Origin of the sequence: Streptomyces sp. M2CJ-2 (assembly GCF_016757295.1) — a bacterium.
Classification (GTDB): Bacteria; Actinomycetota; Actinomycetes; order Streptomycetales; family Streptomycetaceae; genus Streptomyces.
This window is the reverse complement of the sequence record NZ_JAESIF010000024.1, coordinates 1-21,023: the sequence shown is the minus strand read 5'-3', so window position 1 is coordinate 21,023 and position 21,023 is coordinate 1. Positions and strand designations below refer to the sequence as shown.

Genomic DNA, 21,023 nt, shown 5'->3' with positions numbered 1-21,023 from the left:
AAGACTGTGTGTGTTCGCCTTTCCGCAGACAAGCAGGAGCGTTAGACGTGAGCATCGACAAGCCCGAGATCGACTTCCCGGGCGGCGAGCCCCCGGCGGAGCTCGAGATCAAGGACATCTGGGAGGGCGACGGAGAGGTGGCGCAGGCGGGTCAGACCGTCACCGTCCACTACGTCGGTGTCGCCTTCAGCACGGGTGAGGAGTTCGACGCCAGCTGGAACCGTGGCACTCCGTTCCGTTTCCCGCTGGGCGGCGGCCGGGTCATCAAGGGCTGGGACCAGGGCGTGCAGGGCATGAAGGTCGGCGGCCGTCGCCAGCTGACCATTCCCGCCCACCTCGCCTACGGCGACCAGAGCCCGACTCCGGCGATCAAGCCCGGCGAGACACTGATCTTCGTGGTCGACCTGCTCGGCGTGTGATCGCCCGCTCGATCGCGGCCTGATCGCCGTCGGATCGGGTGACGACCGGAGTCGATCACCTGGGGTCCATGCCTGCCCGGGCATGGGCCCTCGGCTTTTGCCGCGCCACCACGGGGCGGTACGGTCATCGGACTGAGCACCATAGGGAGGCGAAGGGCGTCGATGGCCATTGCCAAGGCCGAGCGGCTGATGAACCTGGCGCTGTGTCTGCTGGGGACACGGCGGCCACTGAGCAAGCGTGAGCTGCGCGAGTCCGTCGAGGCCTACCTCGAGGCGGCCTCCGACGACGCCTTCAACCGGATGTTCGAGCGCGACAAGGACGATCTGCGCGAACTCGGGCTCGTCATCGAGACCGTCGAGAACCTCGACGGCGAGATCGGCTATCTGGCCCGGCGGGACAGCAACCGCCTGCCGCCCATCACCCTCGACGCGGAGGAGGCCGCCGCGCTGGGGCTGGCGGCCAAGGTGTGGCAGCAGGCCAGACTGGCCGGTGCGGCCAGCGGCGCCCTGCAGAAGCTGCGGGCGGCGGGGCTGCCCGAGGACGTCGACCCCTACGGGGCGCACGGTGCGCTCGAGCCGCGCATCCCCGTGCACGAGGCCGCCTTCGAACCGCTGATGCTGGCCTGCCGCGACCGTCGGCCGGTCGTCTTCGACTACCGCAAGGCCAACGCCGTACAACCCGAATCCCGCCACGTCGAGCCGTGGGCGCTGGAATGCTGGCGGGGCCACTGGTATCTGGCGGGCTGGGACCGTGACCGAGGCGCCGAGCGGGTGTTCCGGTTGTCCCGGATCACCGGCAAGGTGCGCTCACGCGGCACTCGTTACACCACCCCGGTGCCGGACGTCGTCACCGTCCGCGAGACGGTGGCGAGCTGGGCGGGGGAGAGTGCCGACCGCTCCGCGCGCATCCGGCTGCGCTCCGACGCGGGGTACCCCCTTCGGGCGAAAGCCACCGCGGTGCGGGAACTCGGTGACGGCTGGGAAGAGTTGGAGATTCCGTACGGGCACGGCCTGGACGCCTGGCTGGTGGAGTTCGGAGCGGACGTGGTGGTCCTGGAACCCGCCGAGCTGCGGGCCGACGTGGTGGACCGGCTGCGCGCCGTCGCCAAGGGCTGAGGGGACGGACGAGAACGTGGCAGGCAAACCGGTCAGGCCCGTGAACGCCATCGACCAGACCCGGCGGATGCTCTCCCTGGTGACGTATCTGCGGGAGCGCCCCGGCGCCCGGATCGAGGACGTGGCGCGCGCCTTCGGCATCACCGAGGACGAGCTGGTCTCGGACCTCGACGTGCTGCCCATGTGCGGCACCAGCTTCCGCGGCGGCGACCTGCTGGACATCGACACCGACGGCGAGCGCATCTGGTGGCACAACCCGGCCGCCCTCGGCGCGGAGGCCGCGGAGCCGCTGCGGCTGGCCGCCGACGAGGCCACCGCCCTGCTGGTCGCCGCACGGGCCGTGGCCACGCTGCCCGGACTGCGGGAGAGCGACCGGCAGGCGCTGCTGCGGGCCACCGCCAAGGTGGAGGCGGCGGCCGGTGAGGCGGCGGGCGCCAGCTCCCGGCTGTCGGTGACCTTCGAGTCCGAGGGCGGCGTGTTCGCGGACGTCGACCGGGCCATCGCCGAGCGCCGCAGACTCTGGATCCGCTACTACTCGCCCGCACGCGACGAGCTCAGCGAGCGTGAGATCGATCCCATCCGCCTGGTCAGCGTCGGGCACACCTATGTCGAGGCCTGGTGCCGTCGCTCCGAGGCGCGGCGCACGTTCCGGCTCGACCGGGTCGCCGAGATCCGCATCCTCGACGAACCGTCCGCGCCGCCCGAGGTCGAACTGCGGGACCTGTCGGAGGGGCTGGTACAGCCGGCCGCGGAGGATCCGGAGGTCGTGGTCGAGGTGGGTCCGGGCGGGCGCTGGGTCGCCGAGTACTACCCGCACGACAGCGCGGATGAGCTGGCCGACGGCGGGTTGCGTATCACCTTGCGGACGCCCGACCCGGCGTCGCTGAGACGGCTGGCGCTGCGGCTCGGGCGGGACGGCCGGATCGTCGCGCCGCACGATCTCGCCGAGAGCGCCCGGCGGGCGGCCCGCGAGGCGCTGGCGGCGTACGACGGGGCCGGGGCGGCCGGATGAGCGGACCGCGCGCCGTACGCGTGGTCCGGGGTGGGCAGGACGACAGGCAGGAGCGGGGACTGTGAGCGAGTCGGCGACCTCTGGTGTTCGGGGCATGACGGTGGCGTCCGCGTTCTCCGGGATGAGAAGCGTGGCGCCGGTCGTGTTCCGGGCGGGCTGCCCGGACTGCAGGGGGCGTTTCGAGCTCGCCGCGAGCGCGCTGCGTCTGGTCATAGGCGCCAGCAGACGGACCACCTTCTACTCGTTCACCTGCCCCGCGTGCGAGACCGCGGTCCGCAGGCCGGCCGGAGAGCGGGTCGTCGAGCTGCTCACCGGGGGCGGGGTCAGCACCCTGCGGCTGCACTCCACCGCGTAGGACCTCCGCGGCGGGACGGTCTAGGCTCGACCCCATGTTCTGGCCGATGTTCGCGGTTGCTGTGGGGTTCCTGGGTCTCGTGGTGCTCGGGGTGTTCGCCGTACGGGTCTTCGTCGAGGCGGAGCGGCTCGGCAGACAGGTCAGTGACTCGGCGCGGCGCATCAACCGGGCCGCGGAGGACCTGGAGCGGGCGGCGACCGGCGCGGCCCGCTCCGCCGAAGCGCTCTGAGTGCCCCGTATCCGGCGTCCCCGCTGTGCCCTGTCGAGTTGAGGGCACCGGCAGGTACGCTGCTGAGCGCGGCCCGGAGAACGAGGCCCGGACCGCGGACGGGAGTACGCACGGGGATTGCCGGAGGTTCACCTCTGAGCGTTACGATCGCTGACAGCGCCGTCGTTCGGGCACCTGTCCGACCGGTCGGACAGCCACCCACCCACCCGCCTCGGTGAGAAGGTAAAGACTTATGGGACGGCTCGGACCTACCGAGATCATTCTGATCCTCGTCGTCATCATCCTGCTGTTCGGCGCGAAGAAGCTCCCGGACATGGCGCGGTCGCTCGGCAAGTCGGCCCGCATCCTCAAGAGCGAGGCGAAGGCGATGAAGGAGGAGAACAAGTCCTCCGCCCCGGCCGATCCGCCGGCCGCCGACGAGCAGCCCCCGGCACAGCGCACCATTCAGGCGGCCCCCGGCGACGTGACCAGCTCCCGCCCGGTCGCGGAGCCGACGGACACGACCAAGCGCTGACGCAGGGCCGGTGATCCCCGGCCCGCCGCACGAGATGGGAACGTGGGTTGCTCAAGTCTGCCCGCAAGCAGGAGAAGGATCCCGAGGGGCGGATGCCTCTTGTGGAACACCTGCGTGAGCTGCGCAATCGGCTCGCCAAGTCTGTTGCCGTGATCATCGTGGTGATGATCGCAGCTGCGTTCTACAGCGAGCAGCTCATGCAGTTCCTCGCGGAGCCGGTGCCGAAGTGCGAGGATCTGGCGAACAGCGACGGCGGCAACTGCGCCATTGTGTCGTTCAATACTCTGACGTCGCCGTTCACCACGACGATCAAGGTGAGCCTCATGGCCGGCCTTGTCGTCTCCAGCCCGGTGTGGCTCTATCAGCTCTGGGCGTTCGTGGCCCCCGGACTGCACAGGCACGAGAAGAAGTACACCTACATCTTCGTCTCGGTTGCGGTCCCGTTGTTCGCGAGCGGTGCCTACCTGGCGTACGTCATCCTGCCGATCAGTGTGAAGGTGCTTCTCAGCCTCACGCCCGGGGGATCGGCCAACATCCTGTCGCTCGACGAGGTCCTCGACTTCACCATCAGGATGGTGCTGATCTTCGGCTTGGCCTTCGAGCTTCCCCTTCTGCTCATCATGCTGAACATGGTCGGTATCGTTTCCGGCCGCCGCATGACCGGTTGGTGGCGGGGTGTCGTCATGGGTGTCTTCGTCTTCGGCGCAGTCGCGACGCCCACGACCGACCCCGTGGGAATGATCGCGCTCTCCGGTCCCATCATCCTTCTCTACTTCGCTGCTGTGGCGTTCTCGCTGGTCAACGACAAACGACGCGCCCGCAAGGTGTCTGCGGGCCCCGCCGACGACGAGGCCTCCGAGCTGGACCTCACCCCCGAGGCCGTCGCCCCGGCGGAACCCGTGGCCGCCGTGCCCGAGCAGGCGGCCAGGGACCGGGTCAACGGTTATGACGACGTGACCTGAGGGCCGGGCCGGACCTCGTAAGGTCACTCCCGTGACCAGCGAGATCACCCTCTTCGTCAACCCCACCGCGGGTCGCGGCCGGGGCGCCCGTGCGGCGCGACCGGCTGCTTCCGCGTTGCGTGCGGCCGGTTTCTCCGTGCGGACCGTTCTCGGCGAGGACGCGGCGGACGCGCTCGCCCGCGCGCGGGACGCCGTCGAGGAGGGCACCGGCGCCTTGATCGCCGTCGGCGGTGACGGCATGGTGAACCTGGCCCTGCAGGCCGTCGTCGGCACCGGCACCCCGCTCGGCCTGGTCGCCGTCGGCACCGGCAACGACTTCGCCCGCTCGCTGGGCATGCCCCTGCGGGAACCGGCCGCCGCAGGCCGGATGATCGCCGACGCCCTCAAGTGCGGACGGGTGCGCGACATCGACCTGGGACGGGTCGGCGACCGCTGGTTCGGAGCCGTCCTCGCCTCCGGGTTCGACTCCCGGGTCAACGACCGCGGCAACCGGATGCGGCTGCCGGCGGGGCGCTTCAAGTACGACCTCGCCGTCGTCGCCGAACTCGCGGCACTGCGCCCGATCCCGTACCGGATCACCCTCGACGACGGCGCCGTCCGCGAGGTCGAGGCGACGCTGGTGGCCGTCGGCAACGGGGCGTCGTACGGTGGCGGCATGCGGATCTGCCCCGGCGCCGACCTCACGGACGGGCTGTTCGACGTCACCGTGGTCGGCGACTGCAGCCGCGCCAGGCTGCTGCGGGTGTTCCCGACGGTGTACCGGGGCACCCACGTCCACCTTCCCGAGGTCAGCGTGTTCCGGGCGTCGCGGGTGGAGCTGGCGGCCGAGGAGGTCACCGGATACGCGGACGGCGAGCTGGTCGGGCCGCTGCCGCTGACCGCGCGCTGTGTCCGTGGCGCGGTACGGGTCGTGGGCCCCTGAGCTGGGCGTACCGCGGGCCCGACGGGAACGGATCCGGATAATGATCGTCCTGTTGTCAGTGCGGCCCGGTACGCTCGAGAGCACGATGACAGAGGATCTCTCACCGGCCGAGCGGTATGCGGCAGCACGCAGGCGCGCTGCCGAGCAGGCCACCGCGCTCGCCTCCTTCCGCGAGATGTACGACTTCGGCCTCGACCCCTTCCAGATCGAGTCCTGCCAGGCGCTCGAAGCGGGGAAGGGCGTGCTGGTGGCCGCGCCCACCGGCTCCGGCAAGACGATCGTCGGCGAGTTCGCCGTCCACCTCGCCCTCCAGCAGGGCAAGAAGTGCTTCTACACGACGCCCATCAAGGCGCTCTCGAACCAGAAGTACACCGATCTGTGCCGCCGTTACGGCACCGACAAGGTCGGTCTGCTCACCGGCGACAACAGCGTCAACTCCGGAGCCCCCGTGGTCGTGATGACCACCGAGGTGCTGCGGAACATGCTGTACGCGGGTTCGCAGACGCTCCTCGGCCTCGGGTACGTGGTCATGGACGAGGTGCACTACCTCTCCGACCGCTTCCGGGGCGCCGTCTGGGAGGAAGTGATCATCCACCTTCCCGAGTCGGTGACCCTGGTGTCACTGTCGGCGACGGTGTCGAACGCCGAGGAGTTCGGCGACTGGCTGGACACCGTCCGCGGCGACACCGAGGTGATCGTCTCCGAGCACCGGCCCGTGCCGTTGTTCCAGCACGTGCTCGCCGGGCGCCGGATCTACGACCTGTTCGAGGAGGGCGAGGGCCGGAAGAAGGCCGTGAACCCCGACCTCGTGCGGATGGCCCGGATGGAGGCGACCCGCCCGTCGTGGGGCGACCGGCGCCGCGGCCGCGCCATGCGTGAGGCGGACCGGGAGCGTGAGCGCAGACAGCGCTCACGGGTCTGGACACCGGGCCGCCCCGAGGTGATCGAGCGGCTCGACGCCCAGGGCCTGCTGCCCGCCATCACCTTCATCTTCAGCCGTGCCGCCTGCGAGGCCGCCGTCCAGCAGTGCCTGTACGCGGGCCTCAGGCTCAACGACGACCAGGCGCGGGAGCAGGTCCGCTCCCTCGTGGAGGAACGCACCGCCTCCATCCCGACCGAGGACCTGCACGTCCTCGGCTACTACGAGTGGCTGGAGGGCCTGGAGCGCGGCATCGCGGCCCACCACGCTGGCATGCTGCCGACGTTCAAGGAGGTCGTCGAGGAACTGTTCGTCCGCGGCCTGGTCAAGGCGGTCTTCGCGACCGAGACCCTCGCCCTCGGCATCAACATGCCCGCCCGCTCGGTGGTGCTGGAGAAGCTCGTCAAGTGGAACGGCGAGCAGCACGCCGACATCACCCCCGGCGAGTACACCCAGTTGACCGGCCGGGCCGGCCGGCGCGGCATCGACGTCGAGGGCCACGCGGTCGTGCTGTGGCAGCGCGGCATGAACCCCGAACACCTCGCGGGACTGGCCGGCACGCGTACGTATCCGCTGCGGTCCAGCTTCAAGCCGTCGTACAACATGGCGGTCAACCTGGTCGAGCAGTTCGGCCGGCACCGCTCGCGCGAGCTGCTGGAGACGTCGTTCGCGCAGTTCCAGGCGGACAAGTCGGTGGTCGGCATCTCGCGGCAGGTGCAGCGCAACGAGGAGGGCCTCGAGGGCTACCAGGCCTCCATGACCTGTCACCTCGGCGACTTCGAGGAGTACGCGCGGCTGCGCCGCGACCTCAAGGACCGGGAGACGGAGCTGGCCCGCGAGGGCGTGGCGCAGCGGCGGGCGGAGGCGGCCGTCGCGCTGGAGAAGCTCAAGCCCGGTGATGTCATCCACGTGCCCACCGGCAAGTACGCGGGGCTGGCGCTGGTCCTCGATCCGGGGCTGCCCGCGGGCCGTGCGGGCGGCTACCGCGGCGTCGAGTACCACGACGGCCCGCGCCCCCTGGTGCTGACCGCGGAGCGGCAGGTCAAGCGGCTGGCGTCGATCGACTTCCCGGTGCCCGTCGAGGCGCTGGAGCGGATGCGCATCCCGAAGTCGTTCAACGCGCGCTCACCGCAGTCCCGTCGGGACCTGGCGTCCGCCCTGCGCACCAAGGCCGGGCACATAGTGCCGGAGCGGCACCGCAAGCGGCGTTCCCAGGCGGTCGACGACCGGGAGATCACCCGGCTGCGCAAGGAGATCCGGGCGCATCCGTGCCACGGCTGCGACGACCGGGAGGACCACGCCCGCTGGGCCGAGCGCTACCACCGGCTGCGGCGGGACACCGCGCAGCTGGAGCGGCGCATCGAGGGCCGGACGAACACCATCGCCCGCACCTTCGACCGCATCGTCGCCCTGCTGACCGAGTTGGACTACCTGCGGGGCGACGAGGTCACCGAGCACGGCAAGCGGCTCGCCCGGCTGTACGGCGAACTCGACCTGCTGGCCAGCGAATGCCTGCGCGAGGGCGTCTGGGAGCAGCTGGGCCCGGCCGAACTGGCCGCCTGCGTCTCGGCGCTGGTGTACGAGGCCCGGGTCAGCGACGACGCGATGGCGCCCAAGGTGCCCACCGGCAAGGCGAAGGCCGCGCTCGGCGAGATGGTCCGCATCTGGGGGCGCCTCGACGCCCTGGAGGAGGACTTCCGGATCACCCAGACCGAGGGCGTGGGGCAGCGCGAGCCCGACCTCGGCTTCGCCTGGGCCGCCTACATGTGGGCGTCCGGCAAGGGCCTCGACGAGGTGCTGCGCGAGGCGGAGATGCCGGCGGGGGACTTCGTGCGCTGGTGCAAGCAGGTCATCGACGTGCTGGGCCAGATCTCGGCCGCGGCACCGGCGGCGGAGGGCTCGACGGTCGCGAAGAACGCCCGCAGGGCGGTGGACGCGCTGCTGAGGGGAGTGGTGGCCTACTCGTCCGTGGGCTGACCGCCCCGGCGCCCCACCCCGTCGGCCCGGGTCCGAACCGGCCCGTCCGGTACGCCGTGAAGCCCGGCGCGCTCCGTGCGCGCCGGGCTTCTGCGTCCGGTGCGCCCCTGCCGGGAGCATGACGTGGTGGTTCCGCGGGCAGAATCGGGACCCGCACGGGCCGGGCACCGCCCCGGACTTCTCCGAGAGGGGCGGCCCCGAAGGACCCGCCACCTCGCTCCTTGCCCGCGCCACCGCGCGGCGCGGGCGCCCTTCACTCTTCACGGTGAGTGAGTACCGCACACCCGTACGCCGTTACGCACGGTGTTCGAGCGGAATCCCAGCGTGCAAATGGGTTCGAGGGTACTCCTGTCCCGTCGGCCGTTTCCGGCACTTGCTGAATATGACACGGCGATGATCCGGTCGGACTAAGCTCGCCCGCAGCGCGCCGAGTTGGGATGAATTCGTGCGCTTGTTCCCCATTGTGCGGATGTTTTCCTCGATTTCCTGATCCAGCACATCTCGTATGTCCCCCGACCATCAGCCGATTCGTTTCAGAGGCCTACATGGTGAGTGTCCAATCCCCGCCCGTTCGCCGTGAACTTCCCTATGCGCGCGTGCTGTTGCTCCCCGCCATACTGATGGCCGCGGCAACCGGAGCCGCCGTCGCCCTGGTGACGGAGCCCGCCCGGATCGCCGTCGGCGTGTGCGGTGCCGTCGCCACCCTGCTGGTGACCGCCGCCGCGGCCGAGGCGGTACGCCGCGGCCGCCTCCTGCGGGACGAGCGTGCCGGGCACGATCGTCACCGTGCGTATCTGGAGGCGCGGATCGCCGCCCACGACACGGAGACGCTGCACTTCGCGGACGCCGTCGTACCCGAGGCCCTGGACTTCCTGCACCGCGGAAACACCCCCAGGGAAGTGCTCCTCCACCTCAAGGAGGTCAACCCGGCCTGGCGTGATCTGCCCCAGTACCAGATCGAACTCCTCAAGACGATGCTGAAGATCATCGACGACGAGGAAGCGCTGCGCGACTCCTCCCAGCGCTCCTTCGTCAGCATCGCCCGCCGCGTCCAGGCGATCGTCCATCAGCAGGCCAAGGAACTGAGGGAGATGGAGGAGGACCACGGCCGCAACCCCGAGGTCTTCGACGACCTGCTCCGCATCGACCACGGCACCGCGATGATCGGCCGCCTCGCCGACTCCATCTCCGTACTCGGCGGCGGCCGTCCCGGACGTCAGTGGCCCCAGCCGGTCGCCCTCTACAGCGTGCTGCGCGGCGCCATGTCCCGCATCCTCGAGTACCGCCGCATCGACCTGAAGTCCATCGCCAAGGTCAACATCAAGGGCATCTCCGTCGAGCCCGTCATCCACGCCGTCGCCGAACTCCTCGACAACGCCACCCGGTACTCGCCGCCCCACACCAAGGTCCACGTCACCGCCATCGAGGTGCAGACCGGCGTCGCCATCGAGATCGAGGACGCCGGGGTCAGCCTCGACGAGCAGGCCCGGACCCGGATCGAGACCAAGCTGGAGCAGGCCAAGGCCGGCGTCGACCTCCAGGACCTCGGGGTGAGCCCGCGCCTGGGCCTCGCCGTCATCGGCCGGCTCTGCTCCGGCTACGACATGCAGGTCTCGCTGCGGGCCTCCGCCTACGGCGGCGTCCGCGCCGTCCTCGTCGTGCCGAGCGACATGATGACCACCGAACCCGGCGTCGGCCTCGCCCACGGCATCGGGGCGACCTCGGTGCCCATGCAGATCGACGCGCTCCCGGGCCCCGAGCGCGCCCCCAAGAAGCGCCGCCCCACCAGCCCGACCATCCCCACCACCGTCTCCATGGAGGACGAGGTCCCCGTGGTCACCGAGTGGACCGCGGGCGGCCTGCCGCAGCGCCGCAGCCGGGTGAAGACCCCGCTGTCCCAGCGGTACGCCGAACAGGCCGCCGCCGAACGGGCCGAACGGGATGCCGCCGAACGGGGTGAGACCGTCCGGTCCCCCTGGGCGACGCCCGAACCCGAGCCCGCGAAGCCGAAGGACGACCGCGAGCCCGGGCTGTGGGTCGACGCGTTCTGGGACGGCCTGAAGAAGGACCTCGAACCCGGCGTCCACCCCACCGACTTCACCCGGAACCCGACCGCGTACCTGCATCTGATCAACGAACCGGCCCGTACCGAGGCCGACGACGAGGGGGACCTGAAGTGATCCAGCAACGCGCCAACTTCGACTGGATGCTCAAGGAGCTCGCCGACGGCGTACCCGGCGTCGAGATGATCGTGGTCCTCTCGGCGGACGGCCTGCGCATCGCCCGCTACGGCGGCGAGCCGGACGCCGCCGACCGGGTCGCCGCGGCCTGCGCCGGCGTGCAGAGCCTTGCCGGAGCCGTCGCCGGGGAACTCCCGCGCAGCGACGGCGAGATGAAGATGGTGATCATCGAGATCAACGGTGGCTACTTCTACCTGATGGCCGCCGGCGCCAACGCCTACCTCGCGGTGCTCTCCGACATGACCTGCGAACCCGGGCGGATGGGGGCCATGATGCGCGACCTCGTCGTCCGCATCGGCGCCCACCTCACCAGCCCGCCCCGCCGGAACGGGCAGACCGTATGACGCCTCCGCAACGCCAGAGGCGCACCCCCGGGGAGGGCCCCCCTCCGAAATCGGCCCGGGTCGAGGAAGGCGAGCTGCCCAACCCGGAACGGCTGTACGTCGTCGCCGGGGCGGACGGGAAACGCGCGAACCTCGACCTCGTCACACTGATCGTGGCGCGGGTGGAGGATCCGCCGCCCTCCGCCACACCCGAGCAGGCGGCACTGCTCCGGCTCTGTGCCGCCCCCCTGTCCGTGGCCGAGCTCTCGGCCTATCTCAGCCTGCCGTTCAGCGTGGTGACCGTGCTGCTCACCGAGATGCTGACGGCGGAACTGGTGCAGGCGCGCGCCCCGATCGTCCGTCAGGCGCTCCCCGACCGTTCCCTTCTCGAAGCGGTGATGCATGGACTTCAAAGGCTCTGAGACCATCCCGGGCCCACGGACCGAGGATCAGCTGCCGCACACGGCCGAGGCCGCGGCGAAGATCGTCGTCGTGGGCGGGTTCGGGGTCGGCAAGACGACCATGGTCGGGTCGGTCAGTGAGATCAAACCGCTGACCACCGAGGAGACCATGACCCAGGCCGGCGTCGGAGTCGACGACAACTTCGGTTCCGCGACCAAGACGGCCACCACGGTGGCCATGGACTTCGGCCGCATCAAGATCACCGACCAGCTGGTGCTCTACCTCTTCGGCACCCCGGGCCAGGAGCGGTTCTGGTTCCTGTGGAACGGGCTGTTCGAGGGAGCGCTCGGCGCGGTGGTGCTGGTCGACACGCGGCGCCTCGAAGTCAGTTTCGACGTCATGGGGCGGCTGGAGGAACGCGGGGTGCCGTTCGTCGTCGCCGTCAACTCCTTCCCCGACGCGCCCCGTTACCCGATGAAGGATCTGCGTACGGCGCTCGACCTGTCCGAGGACATTCCCATCATGGAGTGCGATGTGCGGCGCCGGGCCTCCAGCCGGGACGTCCTGATGACGCTGATGCGGTTCCTGCACTCGCTCGCCATGACGGGCTCGCTCGCCTGAGACCCGCCGTCCGGCCCGCCCCTGTGCGACGTGCGCCCCGAACCACCTCCTCCCGCCCCCCTGCTCTCCCTCCTTTTCCGGAGCGACCACTGTGACGCCTGAATCCCACTCCCCGACCGGAACGGACGCCCCCCGGCTCGGCCCGCCCCCCGGCTGCCCCGCGCACGGCCTGGGCCCCGGGGGGCTGCCCCGGCTGCACGAGTCGGCGGACCTGAAGAAGCTGTACGAGGAACTCCGCGCCGAACACGGCCCCGTGGCCCCGGCACTGCTCCACGACGACGTGCCCGTGTGGGTGGTCCTCGGCCACGCCGAGAACCTGCACATGGTGCGCACCCCCGCGCAGTACACCAAGGACAGCCGTATCTGGTCCCCGCTCCGGGACGGCCTGGTCAAACCCGACCACCCGCTGATGCCGCACATCGCCTGGCAGCCGATGTGCGCCCACGCCGAGGGCGACGAACACAAGCGGCTGCGCGGCGTGATCGACTTCGCCGTGTCGACCATCGACTTCCGCAGTCTGCGCCGACACATCAATCGCTGCACCCAGCGTCTCGTCAACCGGTTCTGCGAAGTGGGCGAGGCCGAGGTCGTCAGCCAGTTCGCCGAGCACCTGCCGATGGCCGTGATGTGCCACGTCCTGGGCATGCCCGACGAGTACAACGACCGGATGGTCGAGGCGGCCCGTGACATGCTCAGGGGCACCGAGACCGCCATCGCCAGCAACGAGTACATCATGGGCGCCCTGAGCCGGCTCACCGCGCGCCGCAGGGCGGAGCAGCGGGAGGACTTCGCCAGTCATCTCGTCACCCACCCGGCCGGGCTGACCGACGACGAGGTCAGGGAGCACCTGCGGGTGGTGCTCATTGCCGCCTACGAGTCGACGGCCAACCTCCTCGCCAACGTGCTGCGCACGGTGCTGGTCGACCCGCGCTTCCGCGCCCAGCTCAACGGCGGGCAGATGACGGTGCCGGAGGCGGTCGAGCAACTACTGTGGGACGAACCGCCGTTCAGTACCATCTTCGCCTACTTCGCCAAGCAGGAGACGGAACTCGGCGGCCAGCGCATCCGCAAGGGCGACGGTCTGCTGTTCGCCCCCGCACCGGCCAACGTGGACCCGCGGGTACGCCCGGACCCCACCGCCCACATGCAGGGCAACCGCTCCCACCTCGCCTTCGGCGGCGGCCCGCACGAGTGTCCCGGACAGGACATCGGGCGCGCCATCGCCGAGATCGGCGTCGACGCGCTGCTGATGCGGCTGCCCGACCTCGAACTCGACGTCGACGACGAGGACCTGCGCCACGCCGAGTCCATCGCCTCACGGCATCTCATCGAGCTGCCCGTCCAGTTCATGCCCAGGCCGCCCCAGGAGGTGACCCAGCAGCCGAACCACGACCACCAGCCGACCCAGCGGTCCAACTGGTACATCGGTGCCCCCGAGCCGGAGCAGGCCGTGCCGTCGCCCGCCGCCCGTCCCGAGCCGGCCGACCGCCCCGAGCCGTTCGGGCACCACGACGTTCCCGCGCCGCGGGCCCCGGCCCCGCCCGTGCCACAGCCCGCCGGGCCGGTGGCGGAACCGACGACGACCGCGGCCGCCGAACCCGCCGCCCACCCGGCCGGTGCCCGGCAACGCTTCCTGCGGTGGTGGGGCGGTTACTGACCGGCTGCCCACTGCTCGTACGAGGTCCAGGCCGCGAGCGTCCGGCGGCTGTGCAGCCGGTGCTCCACACCCGTCACCGGATCGGTGAACTCCAGTGTCCGTGCCAGCAGTTGCAGCGGTCGCCGGAAGTCACCGGCCGGGACGGGCGCGGTCACCTGGGGGTACAGCGGGTCGCCGAGGATCGGCACGCCCAGAGCGGTCATATGCACCCGCAGCTGATGGGTCTGCCCGGTGCCGGGCACCAGCCGGTACCGGGCCAGTCCGTCCGCCCGGTGGCCCAGGAGCTCGACCCGGCTGAGCGCGTTCGGCTCCCCCTCGACCTCGCGGGCGGTCAGCACCCCGCGCTCCTTCACGATCCGGCTGCGCACGGTCCGGGGCAGGGCGAGCGCGGGATCGTGCGGGGCGACGGCCTCGTACTCCTTGTGCATCCGCCGGTCCCGGAACAGCGTCTGGTAGGCGCCGCGCTCCTCGGGCCGCACGGTGAACAGCACCAGCCCCGCGGTGAGCCGGTCGAGGCGGTGCGCGGCACCCAGCAGGGGGATGCCGAGCTCGCGGCGCAGCCGGGCCAGCGCGGTCTCGGCGACATGGCTGCCGCGCGGTGTGGTGGCCAGGAAGTGGGGCTTGTCGGCGACGACGATGTGCTCGTCCCGGTACACGATCTCCAGTGGGAAGGGCACCGGTACCTCGGAGGGCAGCTCCCGGTGGAACCACACGTACAACCCCGGTGCGTACGGGGTGTCCGCCGGTACGGGCCGCCCGTCCGCCCCCACGATCAGCCCCGCGTCGAACATGCCGTCGACGACACCGGCGCCGGCCGGGAGCCGGGCCACCAGATGCTCCCGCACGGTGGCCCCCGGCCCCGCCGCGGGCAGCCGCAGCCGCACCGGGTCCACACCGTCGCGCTGCGGCAGCGGGGAGGGCGGGAGGATCCGGCGTCTGCGTCTCACGGGGGCCAAGGTTACGGCCCTACATGTCCGCCCCGCCCTGTTCCTCGTGCCGCACCGCCTCCTTGACCTCGGCCTCGACCACGTGGCGCGGCTTTCCCTGGGTCCGTGCGTACTCGCTCACCGCCAGCTGGACCTCCCGGGCGAGGTCGCGCCAGGCCCGCCAGGCGGTCTCCCAGGTACTGGTCTGCTGCCCGCTCCACCTGGTCCGGGTGGGCGGGCCGTAGGTCTCCTGCAGATGGCGTACGCGGACATGCGCCTCGTCCGCCGCGCGCTGCTTGGCCACAAGTTCTTCGAAGGTGTCTGCCACGCGGCCGGATCCTCGGCCAGTACCCCGGCCCGCCCGGCCTCGCCACGCCGCCCACCGCGGCGCGGGGCCCAGGGTTCACCCGACCGGCGCCGCCCCGCAGGGCGCCCGTTCAGGCCGGGCGGATCGGATGACGCCGGTTCGGGTTTCGAGCGCGGCGGGTCAGGAGGCTGCCGCGGCCTGCTGCGGCGTCTGCTCCTGCTCCGTCTCGACCTGTGTGTTCCACTCCTGCTTCGAGGCCTGCCAGCCGTCCTCGTTGTGACCGAGCCGCCAGTAGCCGGAGATCGAGAGGTCCTCGCGCGGGATCTGCCGCTCGACCCGCAGCAGACGGCGCAGCTCCTTGACGAAGTGCGCCTCGCCGTGGACGAAGGCCTGTACCCGGCCCTCGGGGAACTCCAGGCCCCGCACGGCCTCCACCAGCGCCTCGCCGACCGGGCGGTCCCCGCGGTGCAGCCAGGTGACCGCCACCTCGGAGTCGATCTTCTGTTCCTCCCGGGGGCCGTCGATCTCCACGAAGGCATGCACTCTGGCCCCGCTCGGCATCGCCTCGAGCGACCGGGCGATCGCGGGCAGCGCGCTCTCGTCGCCCGCCAGCAGATGCCAGTCGGCGGCCGGGTCGGGAGCATAGGCGCCGCCGGGCCCGATGAGGAACACGGTTTCGCCCGGCAGGACCCGCAGGGCCCAGGGACCGGCCAGCCCCTCGTCCCCGTGGATCACGAAGTCCAGGGTCAGCTCGCGCTGCTCGGCGTCCCAGTGGCGCACGGTGTAGGTCCGGGTCACCGGCCACTGGGCGCGCGGGAACTCCTCGCGGATCCGCTTCATGTCGAACGGCTCCGGGTAGGTGACGCCCTCGGCCGGGAACAGCAGCTTCACGTAGTGGTCGGTGGCCGTGTCCGCCGAGAAGTCGGCCAGGCCGTCACCGCCCAGCACCACGCGCCGCATGTGCGGGGTCAGCTGCTCGGTGCGGATCACCTGCCCGGAGTGCGGCTTGCGCGGCTGGCGTCCCGGTCGCTCTGCCATGGAGGCTCCCTGTTGCTCGGTTAGGTTTACCTAACCTAACACCTCTGTCCAGGGAACCCCTCCTGCCCGTGTGCTGCCGCCCTCAGCTCGGCCCCTACCGCGCGAGGGTCGCCAGCAGCCGCTCCAGGGACCCGCCCAGGCCCCAGCGGGCCGCCAGCGCCCGTACGGCGTCAGGGTCGCGAGGCGCCCGCGGCAGCGTCGTGTCGACGTCCGGGAGCGGTACGCCGTGCGCGACCCGGACGACCCTGGGCGCGACCGCCAGGTAGGGCAGCGCCTCGGTGAGGCGCTTGCGCTGGGTCGGCGTGAGCCGGGCCCCCGGATCGTCCACCGCCGCCAGGATCCCGGCCAGGTCGCCGAACTCGGCCAGCAACTTGGCCGCCGTCTTCTCACCGACGCCCGGTACGCCGGGCAGGCCGTCGCTCGGGTCGCCGCGCAGCAGCGCCAGGTCCGCGTACCCCGCGCCGCCGACCCCGTACTTCTCGCGCAGTACGGCCTCGTCGGTGGCCTGGAGCGTGCCCACGCCCTTCAGCGGATACAGCACCCGCACCCCCCGCGCGTCGTCCACCAGCTGGTACAGGTCGCGGTCGCCGGTGACGATGTCGACCGGACCGCGCGCCCGCGCGGTGAACGTGCCGATGACGTCGTCCGCCTCGTACTCGGCGACCCCCACGCGCGCGATGCCGATGGCGTCCAGGACGGCCTCGATGACCGGCACCTGCGGGGACAGGGTGTCGGGCACCTCCTCCTCGTCGGGGCCCGACGGGCGCTCCTCGGCGACGCGGTGCGCCTTGTAGGAGGGGATCAGCTCCACCCGCCACTTCGGACGCCAGTCGGCGTCCATGCACGCCACCAGATCGGTCGGCCGGTGGTCCTTGACCAGGCGGTCGATGAAGTCGAGCAGCCCGCGCACGGCGTTCACCGGCGTGCCGTCCGGGGCCCTGACCGAGTCCGGGACGCCGAAGTAGGCGCGGAAGTAGAGGGAGGCGGTGTCGAGGAGCATGAGTCGTCCGGTCACGTTGCGCATCATGCCGTACGCCACCGACAGTGCCCCGCAGCCACATGACAGCGGGTGGGGATGCGCGACGCGTCGCGTCATGCGCTTCTTCTGTGAAACAGGACACACGTTTGCCTTGGCTGAAACGGGGGAGGCGCGGGCACGGAGCGATGCCGGTTGCAGGTTCAACTGTTTTCAGCAGTTCAAGACCGCGTGAGCCTACCGCCGGGCATCGCTCCTGCCATTGCCGTCGAGACAACGAGGTGCGCGTGTCAACCAGACTGGAAGCGGAACATCTGTACAAGGTGTTCGGCAGACGACCGGGACAGGCGGTCGAGAGACTGCGCAACGACGAGACCGACCGTGAGGAGCTGCGCGACCAGGGGACCACGGCCGCCGTCATCGACGCCTCGTTCACGGTGGAGCCGGGCGAGATCTTCGTCGTCATGGGCCTGTCCGGATCCGGCAAGTCCACCCTGCTGCGCATGCTCAACGGTCTGTCGGAGCCGACCGCCGGACAGGTGCGTTTCGGCGGTGAGGACCTCACCGCGCTGTCCGACCGGGAACTGCGTGACGTCCGTTCCAAGAAGATAAGCATGGTCTTCCAGCACTTCGCTCTGTTCCCGCATCGCAGCGTTCGCGAGAACGCCGCCTACGGACTGGAAGTGCAGGGCGTGCCCCGCGCCGAGCGCGAACGCCGCGCCGACGAGGCGCTCGCTCTGTGCGGCCTGGCCGGCTGGGAGAAGTCCTGGCCCGACGAGCTGTCCGGTGGTATGCAGCAGCGGGTGGGTCTGGCCCGCGCGCTCGCCACCGACGCCGACCTGCTGCTGATGGACGAGTCCTTCAGCGCGCTCGACCCGCTGATCCGCCGCGACATGCAGGACCAGCTGGTGGAGCTGCAGAAGAAGCTGAAGAAGACGATCGTCTTCATCACCCACGACCTCAACGAGGCCATGCGCCTGGGCGACCGCATCGCGGTGATGCGTGACGGCCGCATCGTGCAGATCGGCACCGCGCAGGACATCCTGATCCGCCCCGCCAACGACTACGTCGCCTCCTTCACCCAGGACGTCGACCGCTCCCGGGTGCTGACCGCCGGCGCCGTGATGGACCGGGAGGTGCGCGGCGACGAGGCCGACTGCGACTGCGAGACCGCGAACCCTCGGACGCCGTTCACCGAGCTGTGCGCGATCAGCGCCCGCGCGGCGCACCCCGTGGCGGTCCTCGACGGCGAGGGCGCGGTCGTCGGGGTCGTGCCCCGGCAGCGGCTCGTGGGCTTCCTCGGTGACGAGGAGGCCGCTCCCGGCACCTGCGACTCCCAGCGGGGCAAGGGCGAGAAGGTGATGGCCCGTGCCTAGGATCCCGCTCGGCGAATGGGTCAACAGCGGCGTCGACTGGCTGCTCGACAACGTGACCTGGCTGTTCGACTTCTTCAAGGCCGTCTTCACCGGCGCCTACGACGGTGTCAACGCCGTCCTGCAGGCACCGGAACCGCTGCTGCTCGCCGGTATCTTCGCGGTGATCGCCTTCTGGCTGCGCGGCACCTTCGCCGGTGTCCTCACCTTCCTGGGATTCGCCTTCCTCGACTCCATGGAACTGTGGGCGGACTCGATGGTCACGCTGGCGCTGGTCATCGTCGCCACCGTCATCGCGCTGGTCGTCGCGGTGCCCGTGGGTATCTGGGCGGCACGCTCGGACCGGGTCAGCGCCGTCGTGCGGCCGGTCCTGGACTTCATGCAGACGCTGCCCGCGATGATCTACCTGATCCCGGCCATCCTGTTCTTCGGGACCGGCCCCGCCCCCGGCGTCGTCGCCACCCTGATCTTCGCGCTCGCCCCCGGCGTGCGCATGACCGAGCTGGGCATCCGCCAGGTCGACAAGGACCTCGTGGAGGCGGCCGAGGCGTTCGGCACCACGCCCCGCAACACCCTGCTGCGCGTCCAGCTGCCGCTGGCGCTGCCCACCGTGATGGCGGGCGTCAACCAGGTGATCATGCTCGGGCTGTCCATGGCCGCGATCGCCGGCATGGTCGGCACCGGCGGCCTGGGCGGCGCGGTCATCGAGGCCATCGGCCAGCTCAACATCGGTCTGGGTGCCGAGGCCGGCCTCGCCATCGTCATCCTGGCGATCTACCTCGACCGCATGACCAGTGCCCTGGGCACCCAGGTGTCCCCGCTCGGCCGCCGCGCCGCCGCCAAGGCCCGTGTCGCGCAGGGAGGACTCAAGATCTGGTCCTACCGGCCGCGTCCGCAGGTCGCCGTGATCGGCGTCGTCGTCCTCGCCCTGGTGGCCGGCGGCATGAGCATCTTCGGCGGCACCACCGACGGCACGGACACCACGGCCGACGGCAAGAACGTCGGCAACGGCGAGAAGATCTCCATCGGCTACATCCCCTGGGACGAGGGCGTCGCCTCCACCTTCCTGTGGAAGGAGGTCCTCGAGCAGCGGGGCTTCGAGGTCGAGGCCACGCAGTTCGACGCCGGCCCGCTCTACACCGCGCTCGCGCAGGGCAACATCGACTTCCAGACGGACTCCTGGCTGCCCACCACCCACGCCGAGTACTGGAAGAAGTACGGCGACCGGCTCGAGGACCTCGGCGCCTGGTACGACCAGACGTCGCTCGAACTCGCCGTGCCCGCCTACATGGAGGACTTCGACTCCCTCGAGGACCTCAAGGGCAAGGCCGGCACCTTCGACGGGAAGATCACCGGCATCGAGTCCAGCGCCGGAATGATGGGCCTGCTGAAGGACAAGGTCGTCAAGGAGTACGGCCTGGACAAGGAGTACAAGGTCGTCGACAGCTCCACGCCGGCGATGCTGGCCGAGCTCAAGCGGGCCTACAGCAAGAAGGAACCGATCGTCGTCACGCTCTGGTCCCCGCACTGGGCGTACAGCGACTTCGACCTGAAGAAGCTGAAGGACCCCAAGGGCACCTGGGGCGAGGGCGACGGCGTGCACTCCCTGGCCCGCAAGGACTTCACCGCCGACCATCCCACCGTCGGCAAGTGGCTGAAGGACTTCTCGATGACCGAGGAGGAACTCACCAGCCTGGAGGCCGAGATCAACAAGGCCGGCAAGGGCAAGCAGCAGGACGCCGTCCGCGCCTGGCTGAAGGACAACCCGGGCATCGTCGACAAGCTCGCGCCCGTGCAGTCGTCCGGCTCCGGTGACACTCCCGCCGAGGCGAAGCGTCCGCTGGACGTGGCCTGGTTCCCCTGGGAGGAGGACGTCGCGATCACCTACCTGTGGAAGAACGTCCTGGAACGGCGCGGCTACACGCTGAACCTGAAGCAGATGGAGGTCGGGCCGGTCTACACGGGCCTCTCCACCGGTGATCTCGACCTCAACTTCGACGCCTGGCTGCCGCACTCCCAGAAGAACTTCTACGAGCCGAACAAGGACAAACTCACCGACCTCGGTACCTGGTACGAACCGGTCTCACTGGAGGTCGCCGTCCCCTCGTACGTCAAGGACGTCAAGTCGCTCGAGGACCTCAAGGGCAAGGCCGACCTGTTCAACGGGCGGATCGTCGGCATCGAGCCGGGCACCGGCCAGATGGACCTGCTCAAGACCAAGGTCCTGCCGGGCTACGGCCTGGACAAGGAGTACAAGGTCGTCGACGGCTCCTCGCCGGCGATGCTGGCCGAGCTCAAGCGCGCCTACAGCAAGAAGGAGCCCATCGCGGTCACCCTCTGGTCGCCGCACTGGTCGTACAGCGAGTACGAGCTGACCAAGCTGAAGGACCCCAAGGGCGCCTGGGGCGAGAGCAACACCATCCACACCATCGCGAGCAAGAAGTTCCCCGAGCAGTACCCCGAACTCACGAAGTGGATCAAGGGATTCACGATGAGCGAGGACGAACTCGGCACGCTCGAGAAGGAGATCAAGGACCGCGGCCAGGGCCAGGAGGAGGAAGCCGTCGCCGCCTGGCTGAAGGAACACCCGGACGTGCCGGAGCGCATGACCCCGCAGTGACGGCGACGCCGCTGCGGTGACCACCGCGCCGGCCGCCACCGCCCGCCCCTCGGGCACGTCCGGAACACGGTGGGGATCCGGACAATCACCCACCGCGAGACCCCCACCGAACCTC

The 21,023-nt window shown here is 70.6% G+C and carries 20 protein-coding genes; 16 read left to right on the top strand and 4 right to left on the bottom strand.

Annotation, left to right across the window (positions count from 1 at the left end; translation table 11 throughout):
• Positions 1–47: 47 nt before the first annotated feature.
• The 14 genes from JL475_RS19440 (at position 48) to JL475_RS19375 (ending at position 13,668) form a co-directional block, all read left to right on the top strand.
• Positions 48–419 (top strand): FKBP-type peptidyl-prolyl cis-trans isomerase, encoded by a 372-nt coding sequence (locus JL475_RS19440; protein WP_202279059.1) that lies wholly within the window; start codon positions 48–50, stop codon positions 417–419.
• A gap of 162 nt (positions 420–581) precedes the next feature.
• The gene (locus JL475_RS19435; protein WP_202279058.1) at positions 582–1,535 is read left to right on the top strand and encodes a YafY family protein; all 954 of its coding nucleotides are present in this window, start codon (positions 582–584) and stop codon (positions 1,533–1,535) included.
• Positions 1,536–1,551: 16 nt separating this feature from the next.
• Positions 1,552–2,547 carry a YafY family protein gene (locus JL475_RS19430; protein ID WP_202279057.1) on the top strand — a complete coding sequence of 332 codons (996 nt, stop codon included), beginning with the start codon at positions 1,552–1,554 and terminating at the stop codon, positions 2,545–2,547.
• Positions 2,548–2,608: 61 nt separating this feature from the next.
• Complete coding sequence (locus tag JL475_RS19425; RefSeq protein WP_202279056.1) at positions 2,609–2,902, top strand: hypothetical protein; 294 nt, start codon at positions 2,609–2,611, stop codon at positions 2,900–2,902.
• Between the two features lie 34 nt (positions 2,903–2,936).
• Positions 2,937–3,131, top strand: coding sequence for a hypothetical protein (locus JL475_RS19420; protein ID WP_202279055.1), 195 nt, complete (start codon positions 2,937–2,939; stop codon positions 3,129–3,131).
• 232 nt (positions 3,132–3,363) lie between these two features.
• Positions 3,364–3,645, top strand: a complete 282-nt coding sequence (tatA, locus tag JL475_RS19415; protein WP_202279054.1) for a Sec-independent protein translocase subunit TatA — start codon at positions 3,364–3,366, stop codon at positions 3,643–3,645.
• Positions 3,646–3,737: 92 nt separating this feature from the next.
• Positions 3,738–4,607 (top strand): twin-arginine translocase subunit TatC, encoded by an 870-nt coding sequence (gene tatC / locus JL475_RS19410; RefSeq protein WP_202279120.1) that lies wholly within the window; start codon positions 3,738–3,740, stop codon positions 4,605–4,607.
• Between the two features lie 31 nt (positions 4,608–4,638).
• Entirely contained in the window at positions 4,639–5,529 is an 891-nt protein-coding gene (locus JL475_RS19405) for a diacylglycerol kinase (RefSeq protein WP_202279053.1), read from the top strand.
• A 40-nt stretch (positions 5,530–5,569) separates the two neighbouring features.
• Positions 5,570–8,425 (top strand): RNA helicase, encoded by a 2,856-nt coding sequence (locus JL475_RS19400; RefSeq protein WP_202279052.1) that lies wholly within the window; start codon positions 5,570–5,572, stop codon positions 8,423–8,425.
• A gap of 545 nt (positions 8,426–8,970) precedes the next feature.
• A complete protein-coding gene (locus tag JL475_RS19395; RefSeq protein ID WP_202279051.1) occupies positions 8,971–10,605 on the top strand; it encodes a sensor histidine kinase KdpD in 1,635 nt (544 codons plus the stop codon).
• A complete protein-coding gene (locus JL475_RS19390; protein WP_202279050.1) occupies positions 10,602–11,009 on the top strand; it encodes a roadblock/LC7 domain-containing protein in 408 nt (135 codons plus the stop codon). Before JL475_RS19395 ends, JL475_RS19390 begins: the two co-directional genes overlap by 4 nt.
• Positions 11,006–11,410 carry a DUF742 domain-containing protein gene (locus tag JL475_RS19385; RefSeq protein WP_202279049.1) on the top strand — a complete coding sequence of 135 codons (405 nt, stop codon included), beginning with the start codon at positions 11,006–11,008 and terminating at the stop codon, positions 11,408–11,410. Before JL475_RS19390 ends, JL475_RS19385 begins: the two co-directional genes overlap by 4 nt.
• Positions 11,391–12,011 (top strand): ATP/GTP-binding protein, encoded by a 621-nt coding sequence (locus JL475_RS19380; RefSeq protein WP_202279048.1) that lies wholly within the window; start codon positions 11,391–11,393, stop codon positions 12,009–12,011. The genes JL475_RS19385 and JL475_RS19380 overlap by 20 nt, the downstream gene beginning before the upstream one ends.
• Positions 12,012–12,102: 91 nt before the next feature.
• Positions 12,103–13,668 (top strand): cytochrome P450, encoded by a 1,566-nt coding sequence (locus tag JL475_RS19375; RefSeq protein WP_202279047.1) that lies wholly within the window; start codon positions 12,103–12,105, stop codon positions 13,666–13,668.
• On the opposite strand, the gene JL475_RS19370 is transcribed toward JL475_RS19375, so the two are convergent.
• The 4 genes from JL475_RS19370 to JL475_RS19355 form a co-directional block, all read right to left on the bottom strand.
• Positions 13,662–14,624 (bottom strand): RluA family pseudouridine synthase, encoded by a 963-nt coding sequence (locus tag JL475_RS19370; protein ID WP_202279046.1) that lies wholly within the window; start codon positions 14,622–14,624, stop codon positions 13,662–13,664. The two genes, JL475_RS19375 and JL475_RS19370, sit on opposite strands and share 7 nt — an antisense overlap.
• Before the next feature lie 10 nt (positions 14,625–14,634).
• Positions 14,635–14,922 carry a hypothetical protein gene (locus JL475_RS19365; RefSeq protein ID WP_202279045.1) on the bottom strand — a complete coding sequence of 96 codons (288 nt, stop codon included), beginning with the start codon at positions 14,920–14,922 and terminating at the stop codon, positions 14,635–14,637.
• Between the two features lie 159 nt (positions 14,923–15,081).
• On the bottom strand, positions 15,082–15,939 hold the full coding sequence (locus JL475_RS19360) for a siderophore-interacting protein (RefSeq protein WP_202279044.1): 858 nt from the start codon (positions 15,937–15,939) through the stop codon (positions 15,082–15,084).
• A gap of 94 nt (positions 15,940–16,033) precedes the next feature.
• Positions 16,034–16,966: a 5'-3' exonuclease gene (locus tag JL475_RS19355; RefSeq protein WP_202279119.1), complete on the bottom strand. Its 933-nt coding sequence runs from the start codon at positions 16,964–16,966 to the stop codon at positions 16,034–16,036.
• A 236-nt stretch (positions 16,967–17,202) separates the two neighbouring features.
• Here JL475_RS19355 and JL475_RS19350 point away from each other — a divergent pair, with 236 nt between their 5' ends.
• Positions 17,203–18,291: a glycine betaine/L-proline ABC transporter ATP-binding protein gene (locus JL475_RS19350; protein ID WP_202279043.1), complete on the top strand. Its 1,089-nt coding sequence runs from the start codon at positions 17,203–17,205 to the stop codon at positions 18,289–18,291.
• Positions 18,284–20,908: an ABC transporter permease/substrate binding protein gene (locus JL475_RS19345; RefSeq protein WP_202279042.1), complete on the top strand. Its 2,625-nt coding sequence runs from the start codon at positions 18,284–18,286 to the stop codon at positions 20,906–20,908. Before JL475_RS19350 ends, JL475_RS19345 begins: the two co-directional genes overlap by 8 nt.
• Positions 20,909–21,023: the final 115 nt, after the last annotated feature.

What these genes read in the sequence shown, in the direction of transcription:
- JL475_RS19435 (WP_202279058.1), top strand. Translation starts at nt 582, where the DNA reads ATGGCCATTGCCAAGGCCGAGCGGCTGATGAACCTGGCGCTGTGTCTG.
- JL475_RS19420 (WP_202279055.1), top strand. Translation starts at nt 2,937, where the DNA reads ATGTTCTGGCCGATGTTCGCGGTTGCTGTGGGGTTCCTGGGTCTCGTG.
- tatA (WP_202279054.1), top strand. Translation starts at nt 3,364, where the DNA reads ATGGGACGGCTCGGACCTACCGAGATCATTCTGATCCTCGTCGTCATC.
- tatC (WP_202279120.1), top strand. Translation starts at nt 3,738, where the DNA reads ATGCCTCTTGTGGAACACCTGCGTGAGCTGCGCAATCGGCTCGCCAAG.
- JL475_RS19400 (WP_202279052.1), top strand. Translation starts at nt 5,570, where the DNA reads ATGATCGTCCTGTTGTCAGTGCGGCCCGGTACGCTCGAGAGCACGATG.
- JL475_RS19395 (WP_202279051.1), top strand. Translation starts at nt 8,971, where the DNA reads ATGGTGAGTGTCCAATCCCCGCCCGTTCGCCGTGAACTTCCCTATGCG.
- JL475_RS19385 (WP_202279049.1), top strand. Translation starts at nt 11,006, where the DNA reads ATGACGCCTCCGCAACGCCAGAGGCGCACCCCCGGGGAGGGCCCCCCT.
- JL475_RS19380 (WP_202279048.1), top strand. Translation starts at nt 11,391, where the DNA reads ATGGACTTCAAAGGCTCTGAGACCATCCCGGGCCCACGGACCGAGGAT.
- JL475_RS19360 (WP_202279044.1), bottom strand. Translation starts at nt 15,939, where the DNA reads ATGGCAGAGCGACCGGGACGCCAGCCGCGCAAGCCGCACTCCGGGCAG.
- JL475_RS19355 (WP_202279119.1), bottom strand. Translation starts at nt 16,966, where the DNA reads ATGATGCGCAACGTGACCGGACGACTCATGCTCCTCGACACCGCCTCC.